Raw genomic sequence first — 21998 nt, 5'->3', positions numbered from 1 at the left:
CCGGTGGTTACTTGTTGGCGCCGAGCTCGATCGGCACGCCGACGAGCGAGCCGTACTCGGTCCAGGAGCCGTCGTAGTTCTTGACGTTCTCCTGACCCAGGAGCTCGTGCAGCACGAACCACGTGAGCGCGGAGCGCTCACCGATGCGGCAGTAGGCGATGGTGTCCTTCGCCAGGTCGACCTGCTCGGCCTCGTAGAGGGCGGTCAGCTCTTCGTCGGACTTGAAGGTGCCGTCGTCGTTGGCGTTCTTCGACCACGGGATGTTGCGGGCGCTCGGCACGTGGCCGGGACGCTGCGACTGCTCCTGCGGCAGGTGCGCCGGGGCGAGCAGCTTGCCGGAGAACTCGTCGGGCGAGCGGACGTCGACCAGGTTCTGGGCGCCGATCGCGGCCACGACGTCGTCGCGGAAGGCACGGATGGAGGTGTCCTGGGCCTTGGCCTTGTACTCGGTGGCCGGGCGGTTCGGGACGTCCTTGCCGTCGACCAGGTCGCGGGAGTCGAGCTCCCACTTCTTGCGGCCGCCGTCGAGGAGGCGGACGTCCTGGTGACCGTAGAGCTTGAAGTACCAGTAGGCGTAGGACGCGAACCAGTTGTTGTTGCCGCCGTAGAGGACGACGGTGTCGTCGTTGGAGATGCCCTTGGCGGAGAGGAGCTTCTCGAAGCCCTCCTGGTCCACGAAGTCGCGGCGGACCGGGTCCTGGAGGTCGGTCTTCCAGTCGATCCGGACGGCGTTGGTGATGTGGTTCTTGTCGTAGGCGGACGTGTCCTCGTCCACCTCGACGATGACGACGTTGGCGTCGTTCAGGTGGGCCTCGACCCAGTCGGCGTCTACGAGGACGTCGCTGCGGCTCATGGTGTTCTCCTCCGGGGCAGTGTGCGGCGGGGCGGTACGGGTGCTGCGGTGCTGTTGCGTGCGTACGGGTGCGCTTCCGGACCTGCGCGGGGAGGCGTCAGGGATCAGGAGGCGGGTGCGGTCACGCGGGAAGGGCCGGTCGTGCGGCCGTCGTCCGGTCGTATGGAGCGGAATCGCTCACAAGTCACATGGATCGACAGAGCATGGCGGCGACGCGACACAGGTCTACTGCCCGCCGCTTCGTGAGGTCCGCCTGCTGATGCTTCATAGCCATGGATCGTAGGGACGAATCAGCCGCCCTGTCACCGGTGTGTCATATCCCGAGACGGGATCGTCCGGATACTGGGATGCGGGCTCGGTGCGCGGCCGCCGCGACGCGCTCCCGAGCCGTTCTGCGGCCCGTCCTTCTGCGGATCGGACCGCTTCGTCTCACGATCCGGCCAGCACGACGTCCGTACCCCCCAGTTCGAGGTGTACGCCCGCTTCGTCCGAGGTCAGGGCGGTGAGCTGGAGCCCGGCCGGCAGGCCGGCGTCGAGGCTCCGGTCGAAGTCGGTCCGCTTGCGGACGAGCCGTTCGAGACCGGGTATGCCCTCGCCCGGCACCTCGTCGGCGTGCACCCGGACGATCTTTCCGCCCTTGCCGCCCTCCGCGTCCACCAGGGTGACGGTCGACACGACGCTGCGGGTGAGGGTCTTGCCGAGCACGTCCACCCCCACGGAGACCTTCACCTTGCCGGGCGCCCCGCCGTAGGAGAGGGTCGCGCCGGTCTGGGAGGCAGCCGTGAGGTCGGCGTAGGTGATGAGCCCGGAGCCCTCGGCCCGCTTCGCGGTCCCGCCGGCGTAGTCCCCGGCCAGCTTCACCCCGCGGAAGCTCGCGTCGAGCTGCGAGAGGCGCGTCTTGCGGCCGTCCGCCGTCACCTCGACGCCCCGGAGCTTCAGGTCCACCTGGTCCAGGTCATGGCTGAGCGCCTGCGTGAGGAAGGGGAACCCGTGGATGTCCACCTCCGCGCTGCCGGCCAGGCCCTGCCGGGCCTGGATCCGGTCGGCGAGCCTGCTCTCGGCATAGCCGACCGCCCACCGGTCCACCCCCGTGAACAGGGCACCCAGCACCACTCCGATGATCACGACGACACGCAGAACCCGCACGCGCCCCTCCCCCGTCAGTCCGGTACGTGCGTTCTAGTTGACCACGTCCGATGTCAGGGACAGATCAGCTCACCACCCGGCCGATGAGGTACACGGCGGGAGCGGCCACCGCGAGCGGCAGTGCGACACCGGCCGTCATGTGCACGAACTTCGACGGGTAGTCGTACGCGGCCACGCGCAGCCCGATCAGGGCGCAGACGCCCGCCGCGAGCCCGACCAGGGCCCCGCCCACACCGACGTCGGTGAGTCCGCCCACGACGAGGCCGGAGCCGGCCGCCGAGGCGAGCGCGACGCCGACGGAGGGGGCCGTGGGCAGCGGCAGGGCGCGCGTGAACGCGGCCACCGCGACGGCCACCGCGCCGACGGAGACCGCGGCGGTGTCGGCCGCGAGCCAGCCCGCGCAGACGATGGCGAGGGCGGCGGAGGCCACCGAGGCCATCAGGCCGTACATGCGCTCGTCCGGGTCGGCGTGGCTGCGGAGCTGGAGGACGAGGGTGATGAGCACCCACGCGCCGAGGGTGCCGATGATCGCGCCGGGGGCGTACGAGTCGTCCACGGCGAGGACGGCGGCGTCGGCGACGAGGGCTCCCGCGAAGGCGAGGGCGATGCCCTGGCGGGCCGGCCACATGCCGTTGAGCCGGAACCAACCGGCCGCGGTGAGCGCCTGGAGGGCGACCAGCGGGACGAGCACGGCGTACTGGCCGAGGAAGGCGGCGAGGGCCATCAGCACGCCGAGGGCGGCGGTCAGTATGGCCGACTGCGGACCGGGGTCGATGATCGGCGACCGGCCCTCGGCGCGGGCCTGCGCGGGATCCACGGCACGGAGGGTGTTCCCGCCGAGGGTGGGGGGCGACCAGGCGCTGTCCTCCTCCGCCCCTTCGCCTGCGGCGGGCTCGGCGGTGGGGGCGGACGCGGATGCCGCTGTTGCTGCTGCGGGTGCGGGTGCTGCTGCCTGCGGCGGCAGGTAAGCCGTCTGCTCGGCGGCCGCCTCCGGCTCCGCCGCGCCCGCCGGACCCGGGTAGGGCGGCAGGTACGCCGTCTCGGCAGCCGAGACGGCCGTCCCGGCGCCCTGGGACCAGTCGTGGGCGGGAGCCGGCGCCGCGACCTCGTCCCGGAACCACCCCTCGGGCACGGCGGACTGCGCCTCCGCCCCGGGGCCGGCCTGGTAGGGCGGGAGGTAGGCGGTCTGCTCGGCGGCACCCGCCTCGGCGGGCTGCGCGGCCACGGCCTGCGGGCCGGGGTAGGGCGGCAGGTACGCGGTCTCGGCGGCCGAAGCGGCCTGCGGGACCGCGGCCTGCGACTCGGGGCCCGGGTACGGAGGCAGGTACGCCGTCTCCGCGGCCGAAGCCGGCGCGGCGGCCTGCGGGACCGCGGCCTGCGACTCGGGGCCCGGGTAGGGCGGCAGGTACGCCGTCTCCGCGGCCGAAGCCGGCGCGGCGGCCTGCGGGACCGCGGACTGCGACTCGGGGCCCGGGTAGGGCGGCAGGTACGCCGTCTCCGCGGCCGAGGCGGCCGGGGCGGCGTCCTGCGCGAGGTAGGGAGCCGGGGCGGCCGGAGCCGCGCCCTGGGACCAGTCCTGGGCGGGTGCCGGGGCCGGGACCTCGTCCCGGAACCAGCCCTCGGGGGCGGCGGGCTGCCCCGCCTGAACCTGCTGAGCCTGCTGGTAGCCCGTGCCCGAGCCGTCCGGCCACGGGCCGCCGGCCTGCGGCTCCTGCGCCCGCGGGGCCGGATACGACGGGTACGCCTCGGCCGCCGGGACCGCGCCCGAGCCCTCCGGCCACGGGACGGCGGCCTGGGGCTCGTCGCGGAACCAGCCCTCCGGGGCCACCGGCGGGCCGGGGACGGCGCCCAGCGGAGGCTGCACCGGCTGCACGGGCTGGTAGCCGGTGTCCCAGGTGTCGGCCTGCCAGGTCTGGGTCCCGTACGGGTCCGGAGCCGGGTCCTCCTGCTGCGGATGGGGATGCTGCTGCTGCGGCTGCTGCTGTTCTTCGGGCGTGCTCATCGGCTTCCGCTCACCCGCCCGCGAACGGCGGGAGCACCTCGACGGTGCCCCCCTCGGTCAGCAGGACGGCATCGTGCGGGCGCTTGCCCACCGGCTCGTCGTTCACCAGGAAGGAGCAGCGCAGCAGGACCCGGGTCAGCTCCCCGGGGTGGCGTTCCCGCACGGCGTCGAGCGCCTCGGCCAGTGTGCGCGCCGAGTACGGCTCCTCCGCCGTCCCGGCCGCGGCCTTGGCCGCCGCCCAGTAGCGGATGGTTCCGGTTGCCACTGCTGCTCCCATCGTCGGCTCTCTACCGTCGGCCTCCATGATGACCCCTCGCGCGCCCGACCCCGGCGTGCTTCCGCGCGCCCCGGGTGCGCCCGGTCGGCCCCACCGCACCGCTCGGCGGGCCGCCGATCCGGTGAAACCAGGGCATACGAGGGGCGCGGGCGTGGCAGGAACCACAGAATCGGAAGCGGAAGAGGCCTCGGCCCCGAAAGGGCCGGTGGGCTATTCTCGTGGCGAGAGGATCCGGGCAACGTTGCCCCCGGGTCCTTTTGTGCTTTCAGCACGTTGAACGACACGGGAACATCGGCCGTCCCCGCAGGCCTCAGGGCGCGGGGCCGCGAGGACGCCGGCGGGACCGCGCACGACACCGTACGAAGCAGAACCACGCATGTCCTCGACGGGACCGAGGAGGAACCGACGTGATGGACCAGCGATCCGTGCACCACCGTCCGAGCCGGGCGGGTGGTCGGGCATGAGCTCCCTCCTGCTGCTCACCAACGCCCTGCAGCCTTCGACCGAGGTGCTGCCCGCCCTCGGCCTGCTGCTCCACAACGTCCGCGTGGCCCCGGCCGAGGGGCCCGCGCTCGTGGACACCCCGGGCGCCGACGTGATCCTCGTGGACGGCCGCCGTGACCTGCCGCAGGTCCGGTCGCTGTGTCAGCTGCTCCGTTCCACCGGGCCCGGCTGTCCGCTGATCCTGGTCGTGACCGAGGGCGGTCTGGCCGCGGTCACCGCGGACTGGGGCATCGACGACGTACTGCTGGACACCGCGGGTCCCGCCGAGGTGGAGGCGCGGCTGCGGCTGGCCACCGGCCGGCAGCAGATGGGCTCGGACGACTCCCCGATGGAGATCCGCAACGGTGACCTGTCGGTCGACGAGGCGACGTACTCCGCGAAGCTGAAGGGCCGGGTCCTGGACCTGACCTTCAAGGAGTTCGAGCTGCTGAAGTACCTCGCGCAGCATCCGGGCCGGGTCTTCACCCGTGCGCAGCTGCTCCAGGAGGTCTGGGGCTACGACTACTTCGGCGGCACCCGCACGGTCGACGTGCACGTACGGCGGCTGCGCGCGAAACTCGGCCCCGAGCACGAGTCGCTGATCGGTACGGTGCGCAATGTCGGGTACCGCTTCGTGACCCCGGAGAAGGTGGAACGGGCGGCGGCGGAGGCGGCCGCGCAGGCCGCCGCGAAGGCCACGGCACAGGCGGCCGCGCAGGCGTCCTCTCAGGCTTCCGTACACTCCGGGTGAGGCCTTCACCCGGTCGGCCGAAGACGGTGTGACCGGCCACTCGGCAGGACGCCCTGCCCAGAGGTAGGTCACCCCGCGTAGACTCCCGCACGTGGCCAAGGTGACGCGGGATGACGTTGCACGACTTGCGGGTACGTCTACCGCCGTCGTGAGCTACGTCATCAACAACGGACCCCGGCCGGTCGCCCCGGCCACGCGCGAGCGTGTCCTCGCCGCGATCAAGGACCTGGGCTACCGCCCGGACCGGGTCGCCCAGGCGATGGCCTCGCGGCGCACCGACCTCATAGGCATGATCGTCCCGGACGCCCGTCAGCCGTTCTTCGCGGAGATGGCGCACGCGGTCGAGCAGGCCGCCGCCGAGCGCGGAAAGATGGTGCTGGTCGGCAACTCCGACTATCGCACCGAGCGCGAGGTCCACTACCTGCGGGCCTTCCTCGGCATGCGGGTCTCGGGGCTGATCCTGGTCAGCCAGGGCATGAGCGAGCAGGCCGCGAGCGAGATCGAGGCCTGGGACGCGCGGGTGGTGCTGCTGCACGAGCGCCCGGAGGCCATAGACGACGTCGCGGTCATCACGGACGACATCGGCGGCGCCCAGATGGCGACCCGGCACCTGCTGGAGCACGGCCACGAGTACGTCGCCTGCATCGGCGGGATCGAGAACACCCCTTCGGTCGGCGACCCGGTGGCCGACCACGTCGAGGGCTGGCGCCGGGCCATGCTGGAGTCGGGCCGCTCGACGGAAGGCCGGCTCATCGAGGCCCCGTACAACCGCTACGACGCGTACCAGGTCGCCCTGGAGGTGCTGGCCCGGCCGGACCGCCCGACGGCGATCTTCTGCGCCACCGACGACCAGGCCATCGGTGTGCTCCGGGCCGCCCGCGAGCTGCGCATCGACGTGCCCGGGGAGCTGGCCGTGGCGGGCTTCGACGACGTGAAGGAGGCGGCCCTCACGGACCCGCCCCTGACCACGATCGCCTCGGACCGCACGGCGATGGCCCGCGCGGCCGTGGACCTCGTCCTCGACGACGCCGTGCGCGTGTCGGGCTCCCGCCGGGAGCGGCTGAAGCAGTTCCCGTCGGCCCTGGTGGTCCGCCGCTCCTGCGGCTGCCGCTAGGCGTATCGCCGCTCCTGCGGCTGCCGCTAGGCGCATCGCCGCTCCTGCGGTTGCCGCCAGGCCGTCCGGAAGCCGCGGGCTCTCGTCCCGGTGTGCCGGTCGGCGCGGTCCGCGAGGGCCGCGACGATCAGCAGTGCGGGCGCCACGAGGAACGCGGGGATCCCGAAGAGGGCGATGAGCATGCCCAGGAACAGCATGGGCGCGCCCACGGCGAAGCAGGCCGCCGCGAAGGCCTTCGGTGCCCAGCGCATCAGGAGCGGCAGGACGATCGGGGACTGGAAGGGCAGGAGCCCGAGGAAGTCCCGGCCACCGAGGACGAGCGACATCGTGACCGCCACCGCGACGGCGGCCACGGCCGCGCCCCACGGCAGAGCGGCCACCGTCCGACGTGCGTCCCCGGCCCCGGCCCCGGCCCCGATCACCCTCCCGGTTCCGGTCTCCGTCGTCGTCCCGTTCTCGTTCGCGTCCATGCTCGCCCCCTGGTTTTGAACACGTTCATCTGAACACGTTCAACATAGCGGAGTGCGCCACCCCGGGGAAGCGCACTTATTTCGGGCATACGCGGTTCTGTCGGGCTTCTCAGCCCAGACTCAGGAAGCTCTCATCAACGGCGGACAGAGTCGTCACCATGACCGAGAACTTCCGCCGCGAAGGCGAGTACCCCCAGGAACACCGCCCGACCCAGCACGCCCCCTTCGGCGAGGACTGGCAGCGCGGACAGGACCGGCAGACGCAGGAGGCGGCCGGGTCCTACCCGCCGCCGCCCGCCTACCCGCCCGCCGCGCCCGGTTGGCACGAGGCGCACCAGACCCAGCCCCCCGTGGTCCAGGGCGAGACCGTCCCCCCGGCCGCCCACGCCTCGGAGGGCTCCGGCGGCTCCGGCGGCTCCGGCGGCTGGGGCACCTGGGGCTCCGCCCCGCACGGCCCCGCCCACGCGGCCGCTCCCGCCCCCCGCGCCAAGAAGCCCGTCGCACTGCTGGCCGCCGTCGCGCTCGCCGCGGCCGTGGTCGGCGGTGGCACCGCCGCCGCCGTCCAGCAGCTGATGCTCGTCAAGGGCTCCTCCGGCGGCGGCGTCAACGGCACCAACGTCTCGCAGTCCAGCAACGGCACCGTCGCCGGCGTCGCCGAGCAGGTCAGCCCCTCCGTGGTCCGCATCGACACCCGCACGGGCTCCGGGCAGGGCACCGGCTCCGGCATCGTCATCACCTCCGACGGCGAGATCGTCACCAACAACCACGTCGTCGCCGGGGCCTCCGAGATCCAGGTGACGATGAGCGACGGCAAGAAGTACAAGGCCCAGGTCGTCGGCACCGACCCCGACAAGGACCTGGCCCTCGTCAAGCTCCAGGGCGCGAGCGGCCTCAAGGCCGCCTCCCTCGGCAACTCCGACAACGTGAAGGTCGGCGACCAGGTCGTCGCCATCGGCTCCCCCGACCGCCTCACCGGCACGGTCACCAGCGGCATCGTCTCGGCCCTGAACCGCGAGGTCACCGTGGACAAGTCCGAGCAGCAGCAGTCGCCCCAGCAGGGCGACGACGGCTGGCCCTTCTCCTTCGGCGGGCAGCAGTTCAACGGCCGGACCGGCTCGGACACCGCCACCTACAAGGCCATCCAGACCGACGCCTCCCTCAACCCCGGCAACTCCGGCGGCGCCCTCGTCGACATGAACGGCCGGATCGTGGGCATGCCCTCCGCGATCTACTCCCCCACCAACAGCAAGTCCAGTGCGGGCAGCGTCGGCCTCGGCTTCGCCATCCCGGTCAACACGATCAAGGCCGACCTGGACTCGCTGCGCAAGGGCGGCCCGGGCGGCAACGGCACCTCCGACACCGGGAACTCCCCCTCCAACGGCTTCGGCACCTCCTATTAGCCCGTCGTGCGAGGCTGGGAGGCGCCCGCACACCCACCGGACACCACCCGGACACCACCACCCAGGGGGACCGCCAGATGAATCCCGCCGAAGGCGAAGCCCGGATCCTCGTCGTCGACGACGAACCGGCCGTACGCGAGGCCCTGCGCCGCAGCCTCGCCTTCGAGGGGTACGACGTACAGACCGCGGTCGACGGGCTCGACGCCCTCGACAAGGCGGCCTCGTACGACCCCGGCCTGATCGTCCTGGACATCCAGATGCCCCGCATGGACGGCCTGACGGCCGCCCGCCGACTGCGCTCTGCGGGCAGCGTCACCCCGATCCTGATGCTCACCGCCCGCGACACCGTCGGCGACCGCGTCACCGGACTCGACGCGGGCGCAGACGACTACCTCGTCAAGCCGTTCGAGCTCGACGAGCTCTTCGCCCGCGTCCGCGCCCTGCTGCGCCGCAGCTCCTACGCCACCCCGCGCCCCGACGCCGAGACCCACGAGGACGCCCTGACCTTCGGCGACCTGCGCATGGACCTCGCGACCCGGGAGGTCACCCGGGCCGGGCGGCCGGTGGAGCTGACGCGCACCGAGTTCACCCTGCTGGAGATGTTCCTGGCACACCCGCGCCAGGTCCTGACCCGCGAGCAGATCCTCAAGACCGTGTGGGGCTTCGACTTCGAGCCCAGCTCCAACTCCCTGGACGTGTACGTGATGTACCTGCGCCGCAAGACCGAGGCCGGCGGCGAGCCCCGCCTGGTCCACACCGTGCGCGGGGTGGGGTACGTACTGCGCGCCGGCGAGAGCGGGCCCGAGTGAGTCCGGCCGCGAGATTCCGCGGGCTGCCGCTGCGCTCGCGGCTGGCCCTGCTGGTGGCGGTCGCGGTGGCACTGGCCGTCGCGGCGGTCGCCGCCGTGTCCTGGGTGATGGTCCGCACCCAGCTGCGCGACCAGCTCGACCGCTCCCTGATGGCCACGAACGTCACCACCGAGGTGAGCCAGACCCTGATACGGAACGACTGCCTGCCGCCGCCGCAGCAGCCCCGGCAGCAGATCGCCGGAAACCTGGGCGCGACCGTCCAGATCGTCCTGCCCAACGGCAGCCACTGCTGGGTCGCCGGGCCGACCGCCCTGCCGGTGACCCAGGCCGACAAGGAGATCGCGGCGGGCCGGCGGGGCAGGACCCTGCAGACCGTGACCACCTCCGACGGCGTCGACATGCGCGTCTTCACGATCCCGGTCGTGGTCCCCAACACCGGTCAGGTCTTCGGCGGCGTCTCCATCGCCAAACCGCTCTCCGACATCGACAAGCCGCTCTCCACCCTGGCCTGGGTGCTGGTCCTGGTCGCCGGCGTCGGAGTCGTCGGCGCGGGCGCCGCCGGCCTGTGGGTGGCCCGTACCGGCCTGCGGCCCGTCGACGAACTGACCGGCGCCGTCGAGCACATCGCCCGTACCGAGGACCTCACGGTCCGCATCCCCGACGAGGGCGACGACGAGATCGCCCGCCTGTCGCGGTCCTTCAACTCCATGACGGCGGCCCTCGCCTCCTCCCAGGAGCGGCAGGCCCAGCTGATCGCGGACGCCGGGCACGAGCTGCGCACCCCGCTCACCTCGCTGCGCACCAACATCGAGCTCCTCGCGCGCAGCGAGGAGACCGGCCGGGCGATCCCGCCCGAGGACCGCAAGGAGCTGCTCGCCTCGGTCAAGGCGCAGATGACGGAGCTCGCCTCGCTGATCGGCGACCTCCAGGAGCTGTCCCGGCCGGACGCGGTCTCCCCCGGCCCGCTCCAGGTGGTGCCGCTGCACGAGATCGCGGGGGCGGCGCTGTCCCGGGCCCGGCTGCGCGGTCCGGAGCTGGAGTTCACCTCCGCGCTGGACCCCTGGTACGTGCGGGGCGAGGCGGCCGCGCTGGAGCGGGCGGTGGTCAACCTGCTGGACAACGCGGTGAAGTTCAGCCCGCACGGCGGCGCGGTCGAGGTGACGCTGCGGGCGGGCGAGCTGACCGTACGGGACCACGGGCCGGGCATCCCGGCCGAAGACCTCCCGTACGTCTTCGAGCGGTTCTGGCGTTCCGAGTCGGCCCGCGCCCTGCCCGGCAGCGGGCTCGGCCTGTCGATCGTGGCCCGTACGGCGGCCCGTGCGGGCGGCAGCGCCGAGCTGCGGGCGCCGGCGGACGGCGGCCCGGGCACGGAGGCGGTGCTCCGCATCCCGGGGGCGCCGACACCGCCGCCCTCCGAGCCGTCAGTTGTGCCGGATCAGTGAGGCGACCAGGCCGGACCGGGTGTTCGGGAAGTCCATCGGGACGATCCCGAGCCCGGTGCGGCCGGCCATCTCACCGCCGTCGACGAAGGCGTGCACCTGGGGGTTGAGCCGGTCGGAGTTCCAGCGCGGCGGCATGTAGGCCGCGGTGCTGACGTAGTTCACGAAGAGCTTGCCGGGCTGCCGGACGGCCTTGCGGAAGTGGTCCTCGATCCGGCCGCGTTTGGCGAAGGGCTCGGTGTTGTAGTCGTCCTGGATGTCGAAGACGTTGCCGTCGCCGTAGCGCAGGCCGGGCAGGCCGGCGTTGTCGGCGAGCAGGACGACCTTCCCGCGGGCCTGTCCGAGGGTGGGCAGGGTGTCGGCGATGCGGAACAGGGGACGCCAGCCGCGGTGGTCGAGGTAGTCGTCGAAGACCGCCCGGAACGTCGCGTCGCTGTCCGTCGAGTACTCCTGCTTGAGGCGCATCAGGACGGTCTCGGACGGGTGCGCGGCGAGGAAGTTCGCGCAGGCGACGAGGACGTCCCCGAACATCAGGTCCTGGAAGAAGGCCGCGTGGTGGATGGCGAAGGAGCCGCCCGTGACCCGGCAGCGGACGTCGAGGAAGCGGATGCCCGAGTCGAGCTGCCCGCCGATCGAGGTGTTCTGGCAGGCGACGTAGAGGCCGCCCTTGGTGGCGCCGGAGTCGTGCGTCCCGGGGATGGTCATCCGCTGGAGGGCGGTGGAGTCGGCCAGGCCCGCCATCCAGTCCTGGGTGCCGAGGGCCGCCGCGGCGGCGGGTGGTGCGCCGAGTCCGATGGCGGCGCCGGTCGCCAGTGCTCCGGCCAGAAACGCCCGCCGGTCCAGTCCCCTGCCCATGCCCGCCCCTTCGCCGACCCAGTGGTGGGGCAGAGTATGGCGTGCGCACGTCAATTCCACTACCCATGAGTACGGAACTCGCGCACCACCGGCGAGCGGCTAGCCCTCCAGCAACTCCACCATGCGGCGCAGCCCCTGGGCGAGCTCATGGCCGTTCGGGGCCTGCCCCGGGTCGGTCAGGCACTGCACCATGACCCCGCTGAGCAGCGCGATGTGCAGCGAGCCGAGGGAGCGCACGTCCTCCTCGGCGACCTCCGCCTCGGAGACGCCCGCCAGCACGGCGGCCACCATGCGCCGATTGCGGCGCTGCCCCTCGGCCAGGATCGCGAGCAGCTCCGGATGGGCCTGCGCGTGCACGAAGGCCTCGACGGAGGCGGTCCACAGCCAGCGCATCTCGCCGAAGTCCCGGATCTTGCGGTCCCAGGTGTCGGCGTAGCGCTCCTCGGCCGTGTCGCCCTGCCCGGTGAGCCGTCCGGACCCGGCGGCCCACTCCTCCATGGCGTCGAAGAGCGCCTGGTTGAGCAGGGCGTCACGCGATCCGAAGTGGTAGCCGATCGCGGCCATGCTCACGTTCGAGGCCGTGGCGATGTCGCGCACGGTCGTGCGCAGGTACCCCTTCTCCTCCAGGCAGCGGCGGGCTCCGGCCAGCAGGTCCTCGCGATTTCCCATACCCGGATCGTATCCGCGCCCCCACCGGACTTGGGCAAGCGCGCAATACGAGCGTATTGCGCGCTTGCCCAAATCCTGGCAGGCTTCAGGCATCGGAAAGATCACCGGTCAACGGGAGGCAAGAACCATGCGCAACGAGCTGAAGATCGACGGCCGCACCCTCGCCTACACCGACTTCGGCGGCACCGGCCGCCCGCTGCTCGCCCTGCACGGCGGAATGTCCGAAGGCGCCGCCTTCACCGGCATGGCCGCCGCCCTCGGCGAGGAGTGGCGGGTCATCGCCCCCGACCAGCGCGGCCACGGCGACTCCGACCGGGCCCCCGACTACCGCCGGGAGGGATACGTCGCCGACGCCGTCGCCCTGCTCGACCACCTCGGCCTCCGGGAGCCGGTGACCGTCCTCGGCTACAGCCTGGGCGGGCTCAACGCCGTCCACCTGGCCGCCGCCCACCCCGACCGGGTCGGCGCGCTGATCGACGTGGACGCCACGGTGCAGATCCACCCCGACGGGTCGTCCGACTGGTTCGGCTTCCTCCGCGGGCTGCTCTACACCGCCCCCACCCGCGAGGAGCTGCTGGAGGCCGCGGGACCGATCGGCGCCCAGATCGTCGGGCAGGCGCTGCGCCCGCTCCCCGACGGCTCGGGCTGGCGGCTCCCGTTCCACCCGCAGGACCAGCTCGACTCCATCGAGGGCTGCCGCGGCGACCACTGGGACGCCTGGCTCGGCAGCGACTGCCCCGCGCTGCTCGTCCACGGCACCCGCAGCGCGGCCCTCCCCCAGGAAGTGGCCACCGCGATGGTCACCCGCCGGCCGAGGACCTCGTACGCACCCCTGGAGGGCGACCACTTCGTGCCCTTCCAGGACCCGGAGGGCTTCTACGAGGCCGTGCGCAAGTTCCTGGCCGGCCTGTAGGCCGTCTGTGCCGACCGGGTTGTCAACCGGGCGCGTCCCGACCGATGAGTTCCGTCGCTCCGGGCAGTCTCCATCGTTGTCGACGTCGACAACGATGGAGGAAGCGCATGAGCCAACTGCTGAGGGTCCAGAACTTCATGGTCTCCGCCGACGGATTCGGCACCGGTGAGGGCCAGAGCCTGGAGAGGCCGTTCGGCCACGCCGATCCCGGGAAGATGTTCTCGTGGGCGGGCGCCACCGCGAGCTGGCCGAACCGCACCGACCCCGGCGGCAGCCGCGGCCTCGACGACTACTTCACGCGGGACTTCCGGAACAACATCGGCGCCGAGATCATGGGCCGCAACAAGTTCGGTCCGCAGCGCGGCCCCTGGGAGGACCTCGACTGGCAGGGCTGGTGGGGCGACGAGCCCCCCTTCCACACCCCGGTGTTCGTCATGACCCACCACCCGCGCCCCTCGTTCTCCCTCTCCGACACCACGTTCCACTTCGTCGACGCCGACCCGGCCACCGTCCTGGAGCGGGCGCGCGAGGCCGCGGAGGGCAAGGACGTCCGGCTCGGCGGCGGGGCCACCACCGTCCGCGAGTTCCTCGACGCCGGGCTCGTCGACACCCTGCACGTCGCGGTCTGCGACGGGGTGCGGCTCGGCTCCGGGGTACGGCTGTGGGAGTCCCCCGAGGAACTGCTGGACCGCTACCACCTCGACGTCGTGCCCAGCCCGGGCGGCACCGTGACGCACCACCTGTTCTGGCGCCGGTGAGACTGTTCCGGCGCAGGTGAGAACGCCCGAGGGGCGGCGGGCCGAAGCCCACCGCCCCTCGGGACGTCCTGCCGTTCGTACTACTTGACGACCGTGATCCGGTCGGCGGCCGGCGGCGCGATCGGGGTCGCGGCCGTCGACTTCATCAGGTAGGCGTTGAAGCAGTCCAGGTCGGACGGACCGTTCAGCTTGTTCTTGTGCTCCTTCAGGACGGTGAAGCCGTCACCGCCGCCCGCGAGGAACTCGTTCATCGCGACGCGGTAGGTCTTGGCGGGGTCGATCGCCGCGCCGTTCAGCTTGACCGAGTCGACGACGATCCGGTCCGCGCCGGCCTTCGTCATGTCGAGGGTGTACGTGAAGCCCTTCGACACCTGGAGGATCTTCGGGTTGGCGCCGTTGACCGGGCCGGTGACCTGCTGCTGGAGCGCGGTGATCAGCTGCGCGCCGGTCAGGTCGACGATGTTCATCATGTTGTTGAACGGCTGGACCGTGTACGACTCGCCGTACGTCACCACGCCGTCGCCCTCGGCGCCCGCCGCCTTGTAGGCGAGGTCGGCGCGGATTCCGCCCGGGTTCATGATGGCCAGCTGCGCGCCGCCCTTGTCGGCCGGGGCCAGGGCCTCCAGCTGCGCGTCGGCGATCAGGTCGCCCAGCGGCTTCTCCGGCGCCTCCGAGCCGCGGCCCGGGATGTCGGCGGAGATGAAGCCCTGCGGACGGTTGGCGATCGGGGCCGCCAGGGCCTTCCAGCGGTCGACCAGCTCGGTCATGTCCGGGGCCTTGGGCTGGTCCCGGGAGACGATCTTGTTGACCGGCTTGGGCGCCTTGACCGGGGTGCGGACGATGTCCTTGGTCGCCCGGTCGTAGGTGAGGGTGGTGTCGGTGAACAGCCGGCCGTAGGAGGCCGCCGAGGTCACCGTGCGCGGGTTGCCCGCCGGGTCGGGGATGTTGCAGCTGTAGGCCTGGTGCGTGTGGCCCGTCACCAGGGCGTCGACCTTCGGGTCCACGTTCTTGGCGATGTCCACGATCGCGCCCGAGATGCCGGCGCCGGCGCCCGGGGAGTCACAGTCGTAGTTGTACGCGCCGCTCGCGGGCAGACCGCCCTCGTGGATCAGCGCGACGATCGACTTCACGCCCTGCTTGTTCAGCTCGGCGGCGTACTTGTTGATCGTCTCGACCTCGTCGCCGAACTTCAGGCCCTTCACGCCGTCGGCGGTGACGACGTCCGGAGTGCCCTCCAGGGTGACGCCGATGAAGCCGATCTTCACGTCCCCCTTCTTCCAGATGAAGGTGGGCGACAGCAGCGGACGCTTGGTCTTCTCGTCCGTGACGTTCGCGGCGAGGTACTTGAACTCGGAGCCCGTGAACTCCTTGCCGTACTCGAAGCAGCCCTCGACCGGGTGGCAGCCGCCGTACACCATGCGGCGCAGCTCGGTCTTGCCCTCGTCGAACTCGTGGTTGCCGACGCTGGTGACGTCCAGGTCGAGCTTGTTGAGCGCCTCGACGGTCGGCTCGTCGTGGAAGATGCCCGACAGCATCGGGCTGCCGCCGATCATGTCACCGGCCGCGGCCGTGACGGAGTACTCGTGGCCCTTGCGGGCCTCGCGCAGGCTGGTCGCGAGGTACTCGACCCCGCCCGCGGGTATGGCCTTGGTGGTGCCGTCGGCCTGACGCTCGGTCACGTTGCCGGAGGAGCCCTGCGGGGGCTCCAGCGTGCCGTGGAAGTCGTTGAACGACAGCAGCTGCACGTCGACGGTGCGGGCCTGGGCGGACTTACCGCCACCACTCGCGGCTCCGGCCGGAAGGGCGGCGGCAACCATGGCCCCGGCGCCGGCGGTCACGGCCAGGGCGGCGAAGGTCAACCGGCGGGCTCGGCGGTGCCGTTGTGGTGTCGCTGACATCTAATCCCCTTTGTGGACAGCGATACTGCTTGGGAGGTCCGCCGCAGCCTATTGTCAACGCGCGTAGCACAACAGGGGGTAACCGGTATCGAGCTGGTTACATGCAGAAGAAGGACGGCCCCCCGACGGTACGGAGCCGGACAACGCGGGCTGATCCTCCCCGACTCGAACGAGACGGCCTAGGCTCGTGCCATGACTGACGCAACAGCGGCCCTGGAGCCGGGACGGCAGATCGAGACCCTCGACGAACTGACGGAGGAACAGGCCGAATCCGTCCTCGCCCTGATCGAGGACGCGGCCCGGTCGGACGGCACCACCGCCGTGTCCGAGCAGGGTCGGCTCCAGCTGCGCGGCGGGCCGCGCGAGGGGATCCGGCACTTCCTCCTCACCGATGGCGGGCGGCTCGCCGGATACGGGCAACTGGAGGACACCGACCCGGTGGAGGCCCCGGCCGCCGAGCTCGTCGTCCACCCCGCGCTACGCGGCCGCGGCCACGGTCGGGCGCTGGGCTCGGCCCTGCTGGCCGCCTCCGGCAAGCGGATCCGGGTATGGGCCCACGGCGGCAAGTCCGCCGCCCGGCACCTGGCGCAGGTGCTCGGGCTGACCCTCTTCCGCGAGCTGCGTCAGCTGCGCCGACCGCTGGCCGAGGGCGACCCGCTGCCCGAGCCGGTCCTGCCGGCCGGGGTGACGGTGCGGTCCTTCGTACCCGGCGCCGACGACGCCGCCTGGCTCGCGGTGAACGCGGCCGCCTTCGCCCACCACCCCGAGCAGGGCGCGCTGACCCAGCGCGACCTGAACGACCGGATCGCCCAGCCGTGGTTCGACGCGGACGGCTTCTTCCTCGCCGAGCGCGAGGGCGAGCTCATCGGCTTCCACTGGACGAAGGTCCACGCGGCGGACAAGCTCGGCGAGGTCTACGTACTCGGCGTCCGCCCGGGCGCCCAGGGCGGCGGCCTCGGCAAGGCCCTGACCGCGATCGGCCTGCGCCACCTGGCCGCCCAGGGCCTTCCGACGGCGATGCTCTACGTGGACGCCGACAACCCGGCGGCCCTCCGCGTCTACGAGGGCATGGGCTTCACCACCCACGAGGTCGACCTGATGTACCGCACGGAAAGCTGACGCCTCCCCGGCGGGGCCAGACCGGCCCCGCCGAATCCAGCCCCGCCGGCGTTTGAGGCGCGGGGTCCGGGGCAGAGCCCCGAAAGCCCCGGGCGCGGCCCGGGGCCGCTCGCGCGACGGCGCCGCACCGGCACGGCAACGGTCCGACCCCGCCGGGGCCCGGGGCCCGCCACACACCCGTCCGTGCGTCAGCCGGACGGACCCGGGAAGCCACACGCCATTAACCGCGCATTCAGACACGCTTGCGACGCTCCGTGAATGCAGCCCCGGCAGCCCCGACTCCGACTGACGGCCGACACTTCCGACGCGCCTGTCCTACCGCGTGCGCGGAAGAATGGAGTCATGAGCCACAAGCCCAGCGCAGGCCCCACCGAGGTCCCCGCCCAGCACCCGTCTCAGACCGCCACTCCCACCACCGCCGCGGCGCAGTTCGGCACGCCGCCGCGACTGGGGTCCATAGCCGCGCACCGGCCCCACCTGGGCCTCGATCCGGACCTCGACGCCGATCTGGACGCGTACGAGGACAAGGACGGCAACGAGCTCCCCGCCGGCCGGTTCCTCGACCGGGAGCGCAGCTGGCTCGCCTTCAACGAGCGCGTGCTCGAACTCGCGGAAGACCCCACGACGCCGCTCCTGGAGCGGGCGAACTTCCTGGCGATCTTCGCGAGCAACCTCGACGAGTTCTTCATGGTCCGCGTCGCCGGCCTCAAACGGCGCATCGCGACCGGCGTCGCCACCCGTTCGGCCTCCGGTCTGCAGCCCCGCGAGGTGCTGGACCAGATCTGGACGCGCTCGCGCGAGCTCATGGCCCGGCACGCCGCCTGCTTCCAGCAGGACATCGCCCCGGCCCTCGCCGAGGAGGGCGTGCACCTCATCCGCTGGCCCGACCTCACGGAGAAGGAGCAGGCGCGCCTCTTCACGCTGTTCCGGAACCAGATCTTCCCGGTGCTCACCCCGCTGGCCGTGGACCCCGCGCACCCGTTCCCGTACATCTCCGGCCTCTCCCTGAACCTGGCCGTCGTCGTACGCAACCCGGTCAGCGGCCACCGCCACTTCGCCCGGGTCAAGGTCCCGCCGATCCTCTCCCGCTTCCTGGAGGCCTCCCCGCAGCGCTACGTCCCGCTGGAGGACGTCATCGCCGCGCACCTGGAGGAGCTGTTCCCCGGCATGGAGGTGCTCGCGCACCACATGTTCCGGGTGACCCGCAACGAGGACCTCGAAGTCGAGGAGGACGACGCGGAGAACCTGCTCCAGGCCCTGGAGAAGGAGCTCATGCGGCGCCGCTTCGGCCCGCCCGTGCGCCTGGAGGTCGAGGAGTCCATCGACCCGGGCGTCCTGGACCTCCTGGTGCAGGAGCTGAAGGTCAACGCCTCCGAGGTGTACCCGCTGCCCGGGCCGCTGGACCTGACCGCCCTCTTCGGGATCGCCTCGCTGGACATCCCGGAGCTGAAGTTCCCCAAGTTCGTCGCCGGCACCCACCGGGACCTCGCCGAGGTCGAGTCCGCGTCCGCGCCCGACATCTTCGCCGCGCTGCGCGAGCGGGACGTGCTGCTGCACCACCCGTACGACTCGTTCTCCACCTCGGTGCAGGCCTTCCTGGAGCAGGCCGCCGCCGACCCCGACGTCCTCGCGATCAAGCAGACGCTCTACCGCACCTCCGGCGACTCGCCGATCGTGGACGCCCTGATCGACGCCGCGGACGCCGGCAAGCAGGTCCTCGTGCTCGTCGAGATCAAGGCTCGCTTCGACGAGCAGGCCAACATCAAGTGGGCCCGCAAGCTGGAGGAGTCCGGCTGCCACGTCGTCTACGGGCTGGTCGGCCTCAAGACCCACTGCAAGCTCTCGCTCGTCGTCCGTCAGGAGGGCGAGACGCTGCGCCGCTACTCGCACGTGGGCACCGGCAACTACCACCCCAAGACCGCCCGGCTCTACGAGGACCTCGGCCTGCTCACCGCCGACCCGCAGGTCGGCGCGGACCTCTCCGACCTGTTCAACCGGCTGTCGGGCTACTCGCGGCGCGAAACCTACCGCCGTCTGATGGTGGCCCCGCGCTCGCTGCGCGACGGGCTGATAGCGCGCATCGACAAGGAGGCGGCCCACCACCGGCTCGGCCGCCCCGCCTACGTGCGCATGAAGATGAACTCGATCGTCGACGAGGCTCTCATCGACTCGCTCTACCGGGCCTCGCAGGCGGGCGTGCCCGTCGACATCTGGGTCCGCGGCATCTGTGCCGTGCGCCCCGGGGTCCCCGGGCTCTCGGAGAACATCCGGGTCCGCTCGATCCTCGGCCGCTTCCTTGAGCACTCCCGGGTCTTCGCCTTCGGCAACGGCGGCGAGCCCGAGGTGTGGATCGGCAGCGCCGACATGATGCACCGCAATCTCGACCGCCGAATCGAGGCACTGGTCAGGGTCGCCGACCCGGCCCACCGCGCGGCACTGGACCGGATGCTGGAGACCGGCATGTCCGACCTGACCTCCTCCTGGCACCTGGGCCCGGACGGCGAATGGACCCGGCACAGCACGGACTCCGAGGGCCAGCCGCTGCGGCACGTACAGGAGATGCTCATAGACGCCCGGAGGCGCCGGCGTGGCTCAGCCAAACCATGACCCGACCGCAGGTGACGTCCTCGGCGTCTATCTGACATCCCAAGCGACCGCGTTCCTGCGCGCGCTGCGCCTGCACGACGCGGGCGCGGCGGGGATGTCGGACGCCGCCGAGAGCGGTGAGGCGGCGCGCGGCCTGCGGGGGGCCGCGCGCCGGATCAGCGGTTCACTGGCCACTTTCCGGGGGGTGACGGAGTCCTCCTGGGCGGACGGGCTGCGCACCGAGCTGGTGTGGCTGTCCACGACGCTGGCCGACGAGCACGCGTACGCGGCCCGGCTGGCCCGGCTGATGGACGCGCTGCACCGGCTCTCGGGGTCCTCCTCCGCGGACGTACCGGCCCCCCGCACCGGCGGGGGCGCCCTCACGGTGGGCTCGGCCCGGGCGGGCGCACTGCTGGAGCGGCAGCTCACCCTGGCCCGTACGCGCGCCCACTCGGCCACCCTCCAGGCCCTCGGCTCGGCCCGCTTCCACGCGGTGGCCGACGCGGTGGCGGTGCTGGCCTCGGAAGTCCCGCTGAACCTCGTCGCGGCCCGCGGCCGGGTGTCCGAGGTCCTCGCCCCCCTGGCGGAGGTGGCCGAAATCCGCCTGGCCACGGCGGTCGAGGCGCTCCCCCCGGCCGACCACACGCACCCGTACGACTGCGACCACGACGGGCTCTGGCACGAGGTGCGCCGACTGCTGCGCACCCACCGGTACGCACGCGAGGCGCTCGGCGGCGACGTGGCCCGGCTGTCCGCCGCCGGCGAGGCCCTGGACCGGCACCGCGACGCGGCCGAGGCCGCGGCGGCCTCGGCGACGGCGGCCCGCACCCCGCGCATCGCCCCGGCGACGGCGTACGCCCTGGGCGTGCTGCACGCGGACCAGCGCCACGAGGTCGAGGCGGCCCGGGCGGCCTTTCAGGCCATCTGGCTCCCGGAACCCGTCACAATCACGCCACGGTAACGGGGGGATAACGGATGATTACGTCCGTGTACATACCGCTCGGCACGCACCGGGCCGTCCGCCATGGTTCACCGTCCGTTCACTCTCCTCGGTCGGCTGCTTCACCTGTTCTGCCTAATTTCGGTGGTGCAAGGAGCGAGTCGCAGGTCGGACCAGTGGCTCCCCCCGGGCAAACCGACGTAGTCCTCTTCGCACGCCGCCCCGACACAGAAAGCGGCCGGCGGCTTCTGGAAGGAACACCCGAAAGTGAAGCTTCAGCGCAAGAACATGCTTCGTGCCTCTGCCCTCGGAGCGCTCGTCGTGTCCGGCGCCCTGGTCCTCACGGCGTGCGGCTCGGACGACAACACCAAGACCGCCGAGGGCAGCCCGAAGGCCTCCGCCCCCGCCGCCGGCGACATCAAGTGCGCCGACGCCAAGGGCAAGCTCCTGGCCTCCGGTTCCTCCGCCCAGAAGAACGCGGTCGAGCTGTGGATCAAGAACTACATGGCCGCCTGCTCGGGCGTCGAGGTGAACTACAAGTCCTCCTCCTCCGGTGAGGGCATCGTCGCGTTCAACCAGGGCACCGTCGGCTTCGCCGGCTCCGACTCGGCGCTGAAGCCGGAGCAGGTCGAGGAGTCCAAGAAGGTCTGCACCGGTGGTCAGGGCATCGACCTCCCGATGGTCGGCGGTCCGATCGCCCTCGGCTTCAACGTCGCCGGCGTGGACAAGCTGAACCTCGACGCCGCCACGATCGCCAACATCTTCAACGACAAGATCAAGAAGTGGGACGACGAGGCGATCAAGAAGCTGAACCCCGGCGTCACGCTTCCCTCCACGGCCATCCAGGCCTTCCACCGCTCCGACGACTCGGGCACCACCGAGAACCTCACCAAGTACCTGAAGGCCGCCGCCCCCGACGCGTGGACCACCGAGCCGGCGAAGAAGTGGGCCGCCCCTGGCGGCCAGGCCGCCTCCGGCTCCGCCGGTGTCGCCGCCCAGGTCAAGCAGGTCGACGGTGCGATCGGCTACTTCGAGCTCTCCTTCGCCAGCGCCCAGAGCATCAAGACCGTCGACCTGAACACCGGCGCCTCCGCCCCGGTCAAGGCCTCCGGTGAGAACGCCTCCAAGGCCATCGCCGCCGCCAAGATCGCCGGCACCGGTTCCGACCTGGCCCTGAAGCTCGACTACACCACCAAGGCCGAGGGCGCCTACCCGCTGACCCTGGTCACCTACGAGGTCGTCTGCGACAAGGGCAACAAGGCGGAGACCCTGCCGACCGTGAAGTCCTTCCTCAACTACACCGCCTCGGACGCGGGCCAGAAGGTCCTCCTCGAGAACGGCTACGCGCCGATCCCGGCCGAGATCAACGCCAAGGTCCGCGAAGTCATCAACAGCCTCGGCTAATTCCTGACCCCGAGGTCCGGCCCACCCCCCGTCCGGGGCGGGCCGGACCTCGGGACCCTCCCCTTCACCCAGGGGAAATCCGGTGCACCGCCGCCAGGGGGCCCGCCCCCCA

The 21998-nt window shown here is 72.0% G+C and carries 20 protein-coding genes; 11 read left to right on the top strand and 9 right to left on the bottom strand.

Going from position 1 to position 21998, the window contains the following annotated elements:
• Positions 1–7: 7 nt before the first annotated feature.
• The 5 genes from ACFYYJ_RS38510 to ACFYYJ_RS38490 form a co-directional block, all read right to left on the bottom strand.
• Complete coding sequence (locus ACFYYJ_RS38510; protein ID WP_384589020.1) at positions 8–853, bottom strand: sulfurtransferase; 846 nt, start codon at positions 851–853, stop codon at positions 8–10.
• A gap of 184 nt (positions 854–1037) precedes the next feature.
• A complete protein-coding gene (locus ACFYYJ_RS38505; protein WP_350206375.1) occupies positions 1038–1121 on the bottom strand; it encodes a putative leader peptide in 84 nt (27 codons plus the stop codon).
• Positions 1122–1282: 161 nt separating this feature from the next.
• Positions 1283–1999: a DUF2993 domain-containing protein gene (locus ACFYYJ_RS38500; RefSeq protein WP_385128406.1), complete on the bottom strand. Its 717-nt coding sequence runs from the start codon at positions 1997–1999 to the stop codon at positions 1283–1285.
• 64 nt (positions 2000–2063) lie between these two features.
• Positions 2064–4001 (bottom strand): hypothetical protein, encoded by a 1938-nt coding sequence (locus tag ACFYYJ_RS38495; RefSeq protein WP_389139231.1) that lies wholly within the window; start codon positions 3999–4001, stop codon positions 2064–2066.
• Between the two features lie 10 nt (positions 4002–4011).
• Positions 4012–4266: a MoaD/ThiS family protein gene (locus ACFYYJ_RS38490; protein WP_356881980.1), complete on the bottom strand. Its 255-nt coding sequence runs from the start codon at positions 4264–4266 to the stop codon at positions 4012–4014.
• Positions 4267–4738: 472 nt separating this feature from the next.
• Between ACFYYJ_RS38490 and ACFYYJ_RS38485 the strand changes: the two genes are divergently transcribed.
• Both ACFYYJ_RS38485 and ACFYYJ_RS38480 read left to right on the top strand, forming a co-directional pair.
• On the top strand, positions 4739–5512 hold the full coding sequence (locus tag ACFYYJ_RS38485) for a response regulator transcription factor (RefSeq protein WP_385128404.1): 774 nt from the start codon (positions 4739–4741) through the stop codon (positions 5510–5512).
• A 91-nt stretch (positions 5513–5603) separates the two neighbouring features.
• The gene (locus tag ACFYYJ_RS38480) at positions 5604–6626 is read left to right on the top strand and encodes a LacI family DNA-binding transcriptional regulator (protein WP_385128403.1); all 1023 of its coding nucleotides are present in this window, start codon (positions 5604–5606) and stop codon (positions 6624–6626) included.
• Positions 6627–6652: 26 nt separating this feature from the next.
• On the opposite strand, the gene ACFYYJ_RS38475 is transcribed toward ACFYYJ_RS38480, so the two are convergent.
• Complete coding sequence (locus ACFYYJ_RS38475; protein ID WP_389139228.1) at positions 6653–7096, bottom strand: hypothetical protein; 444 nt, start codon at positions 7094–7096, stop codon at positions 6653–6655.
• 158 nt (positions 7097–7254) lie between these two features.
• On the opposite strand from ACFYYJ_RS38475, the gene ACFYYJ_RS38470 reads away from it, so the two are divergent.
• The 3 genes from ACFYYJ_RS38470 to ACFYYJ_RS38460 all read left to right on the top strand — a co-directional run bounded on the left by ACFYYJ_RS38470 (position 7255) and on the right by ACFYYJ_RS38460 (position 10747).
• A complete protein-coding gene (locus ACFYYJ_RS38470) occupies positions 7255–8496 on the top strand; it encodes a S1C family serine protease (protein ID WP_389139226.1) in 1242 nt (413 codons plus the stop codon).
• A 77-nt stretch (positions 8497–8573) separates the two neighbouring features.
• A complete protein-coding gene (locus tag ACFYYJ_RS38465) occupies positions 8574–9305 on the top strand; it encodes a response regulator transcription factor (RefSeq protein WP_385128400.1) in 732 nt (243 codons plus the stop codon).
• Positions 9302–10747 carry a sensor histidine kinase gene (locus tag ACFYYJ_RS38460; protein WP_385365921.1) on the top strand — a complete coding sequence of 482 codons (1446 nt, stop codon included), beginning with the start codon at positions 9302–9304 and terminating at the stop codon, positions 10745–10747. The genes ACFYYJ_RS38465 and ACFYYJ_RS38460 overlap by 4 nt, the downstream gene beginning before the upstream one ends.
• On the opposite strand, the gene ACFYYJ_RS38455 is transcribed toward ACFYYJ_RS38460, so the two are convergent.
• Positions 10727–11599 (bottom strand): phosphatidylinositol-specific phospholipase C, encoded by an 873-nt coding sequence (locus ACFYYJ_RS38455; protein WP_389139223.1) that lies wholly within the window; start codon positions 11597–11599, stop codon positions 10727–10729. The genes ACFYYJ_RS38460 and ACFYYJ_RS38455 overlap by 21 nt on opposite strands.
• Before the next feature lie 99 nt (positions 11600–11698).
• On the bottom strand, positions 11699–12268 hold the full coding sequence (locus ACFYYJ_RS38450; protein WP_389139221.1) for a TetR/AcrR family transcriptional regulator: 570 nt from the start codon (positions 12266–12268) through the stop codon (positions 11699–11701).
• A 127-nt stretch (positions 12269–12395) separates the two neighbouring features.
• On the opposite strand from ACFYYJ_RS38450, the gene ACFYYJ_RS38445 reads away from it, so the two are divergent.
• Together ACFYYJ_RS38445 and ACFYYJ_RS38440 are read left to right on the top strand one after the other, a co-directional pair.
• Entirely contained in the window at positions 12396–13181 is a 786-nt protein-coding gene (locus ACFYYJ_RS38445) for an alpha/beta fold hydrolase (protein WP_389139219.1), read from the top strand.
• A gap of 107 nt (positions 13182–13288) precedes the next feature.
• On the top strand, positions 13289–13939 hold the full coding sequence (locus ACFYYJ_RS38440) for a dihydrofolate reductase family protein (protein ID WP_385128394.1): 651 nt from the start codon (positions 13289–13291) through the stop codon (positions 13937–13939).
• Between the two features lie 80 nt (positions 13940–14019).
• Here ACFYYJ_RS38440 and ACFYYJ_RS38435 read toward each other — a convergent pair whose 3' ends face one another.
• Positions 14020–15837, bottom strand: coding sequence for a bifunctional metallophosphatase/5'-nucleotidase (locus tag ACFYYJ_RS38435; RefSeq protein WP_385365882.1), 1818 nt, complete (start codon positions 15835–15837; stop codon positions 14020–14022).
• A 192-nt stretch (positions 15838–16029) separates the two neighbouring features.
• On the opposite strand from ACFYYJ_RS38435, the gene mshD reads away from it, so the two are divergent.
• From mshD to pstS, 4 genes are all read left to right on the top strand, one after another.
• Entirely contained in the window at positions 16030–16956 is a 927-nt protein-coding gene (mshD, locus tag ACFYYJ_RS38430) for a mycothiol synthase (protein WP_385365883.1), read from the top strand.
• A gap of 342 nt (positions 16957–17298) precedes the next feature.
• Positions 17299–19563 carry an RNA degradosome polyphosphate kinase gene (locus ACFYYJ_RS38425; RefSeq protein ID WP_385128391.1) on the top strand — a complete coding sequence of 755 codons (2265 nt, stop codon included), beginning with the start codon at positions 17299–17301 and terminating at the stop codon, positions 19561–19563.
• Positions 19544–20503 (top strand): CHAD domain-containing protein, encoded by a 960-nt coding sequence (locus ACFYYJ_RS38420; RefSeq protein WP_389139216.1) that lies wholly within the window; start codon positions 19544–19546, stop codon positions 20501–20503. The genes ACFYYJ_RS38425 and ACFYYJ_RS38420 overlap by 20 nt, the downstream gene beginning before the upstream one ends.
• Positions 20504–20749: 246 nt before the next feature.
• Positions 20750–21886, top strand: a complete 1137-nt coding sequence (pstS, locus tag ACFYYJ_RS38415; RefSeq protein WP_385128389.1) for a phosphate ABC transporter substrate-binding protein PstS — start codon at positions 20750–20752, stop codon at positions 21884–21886.
• Positions 21887–21998: the final 112 nt, after the last annotated feature.

The sequence above is a fragment of the Streptomyces sp. NPDC002467 genome, assembly GCF_042889825.1.
Classification (GTDB): domain Bacteria; phylum Actinomycetota; class Actinomycetes; order Streptomycetales; family Streptomycetaceae; genus Streptomyces.
This window is presented reverse-complemented; position numbering and strand designations above follow the sequence as displayed.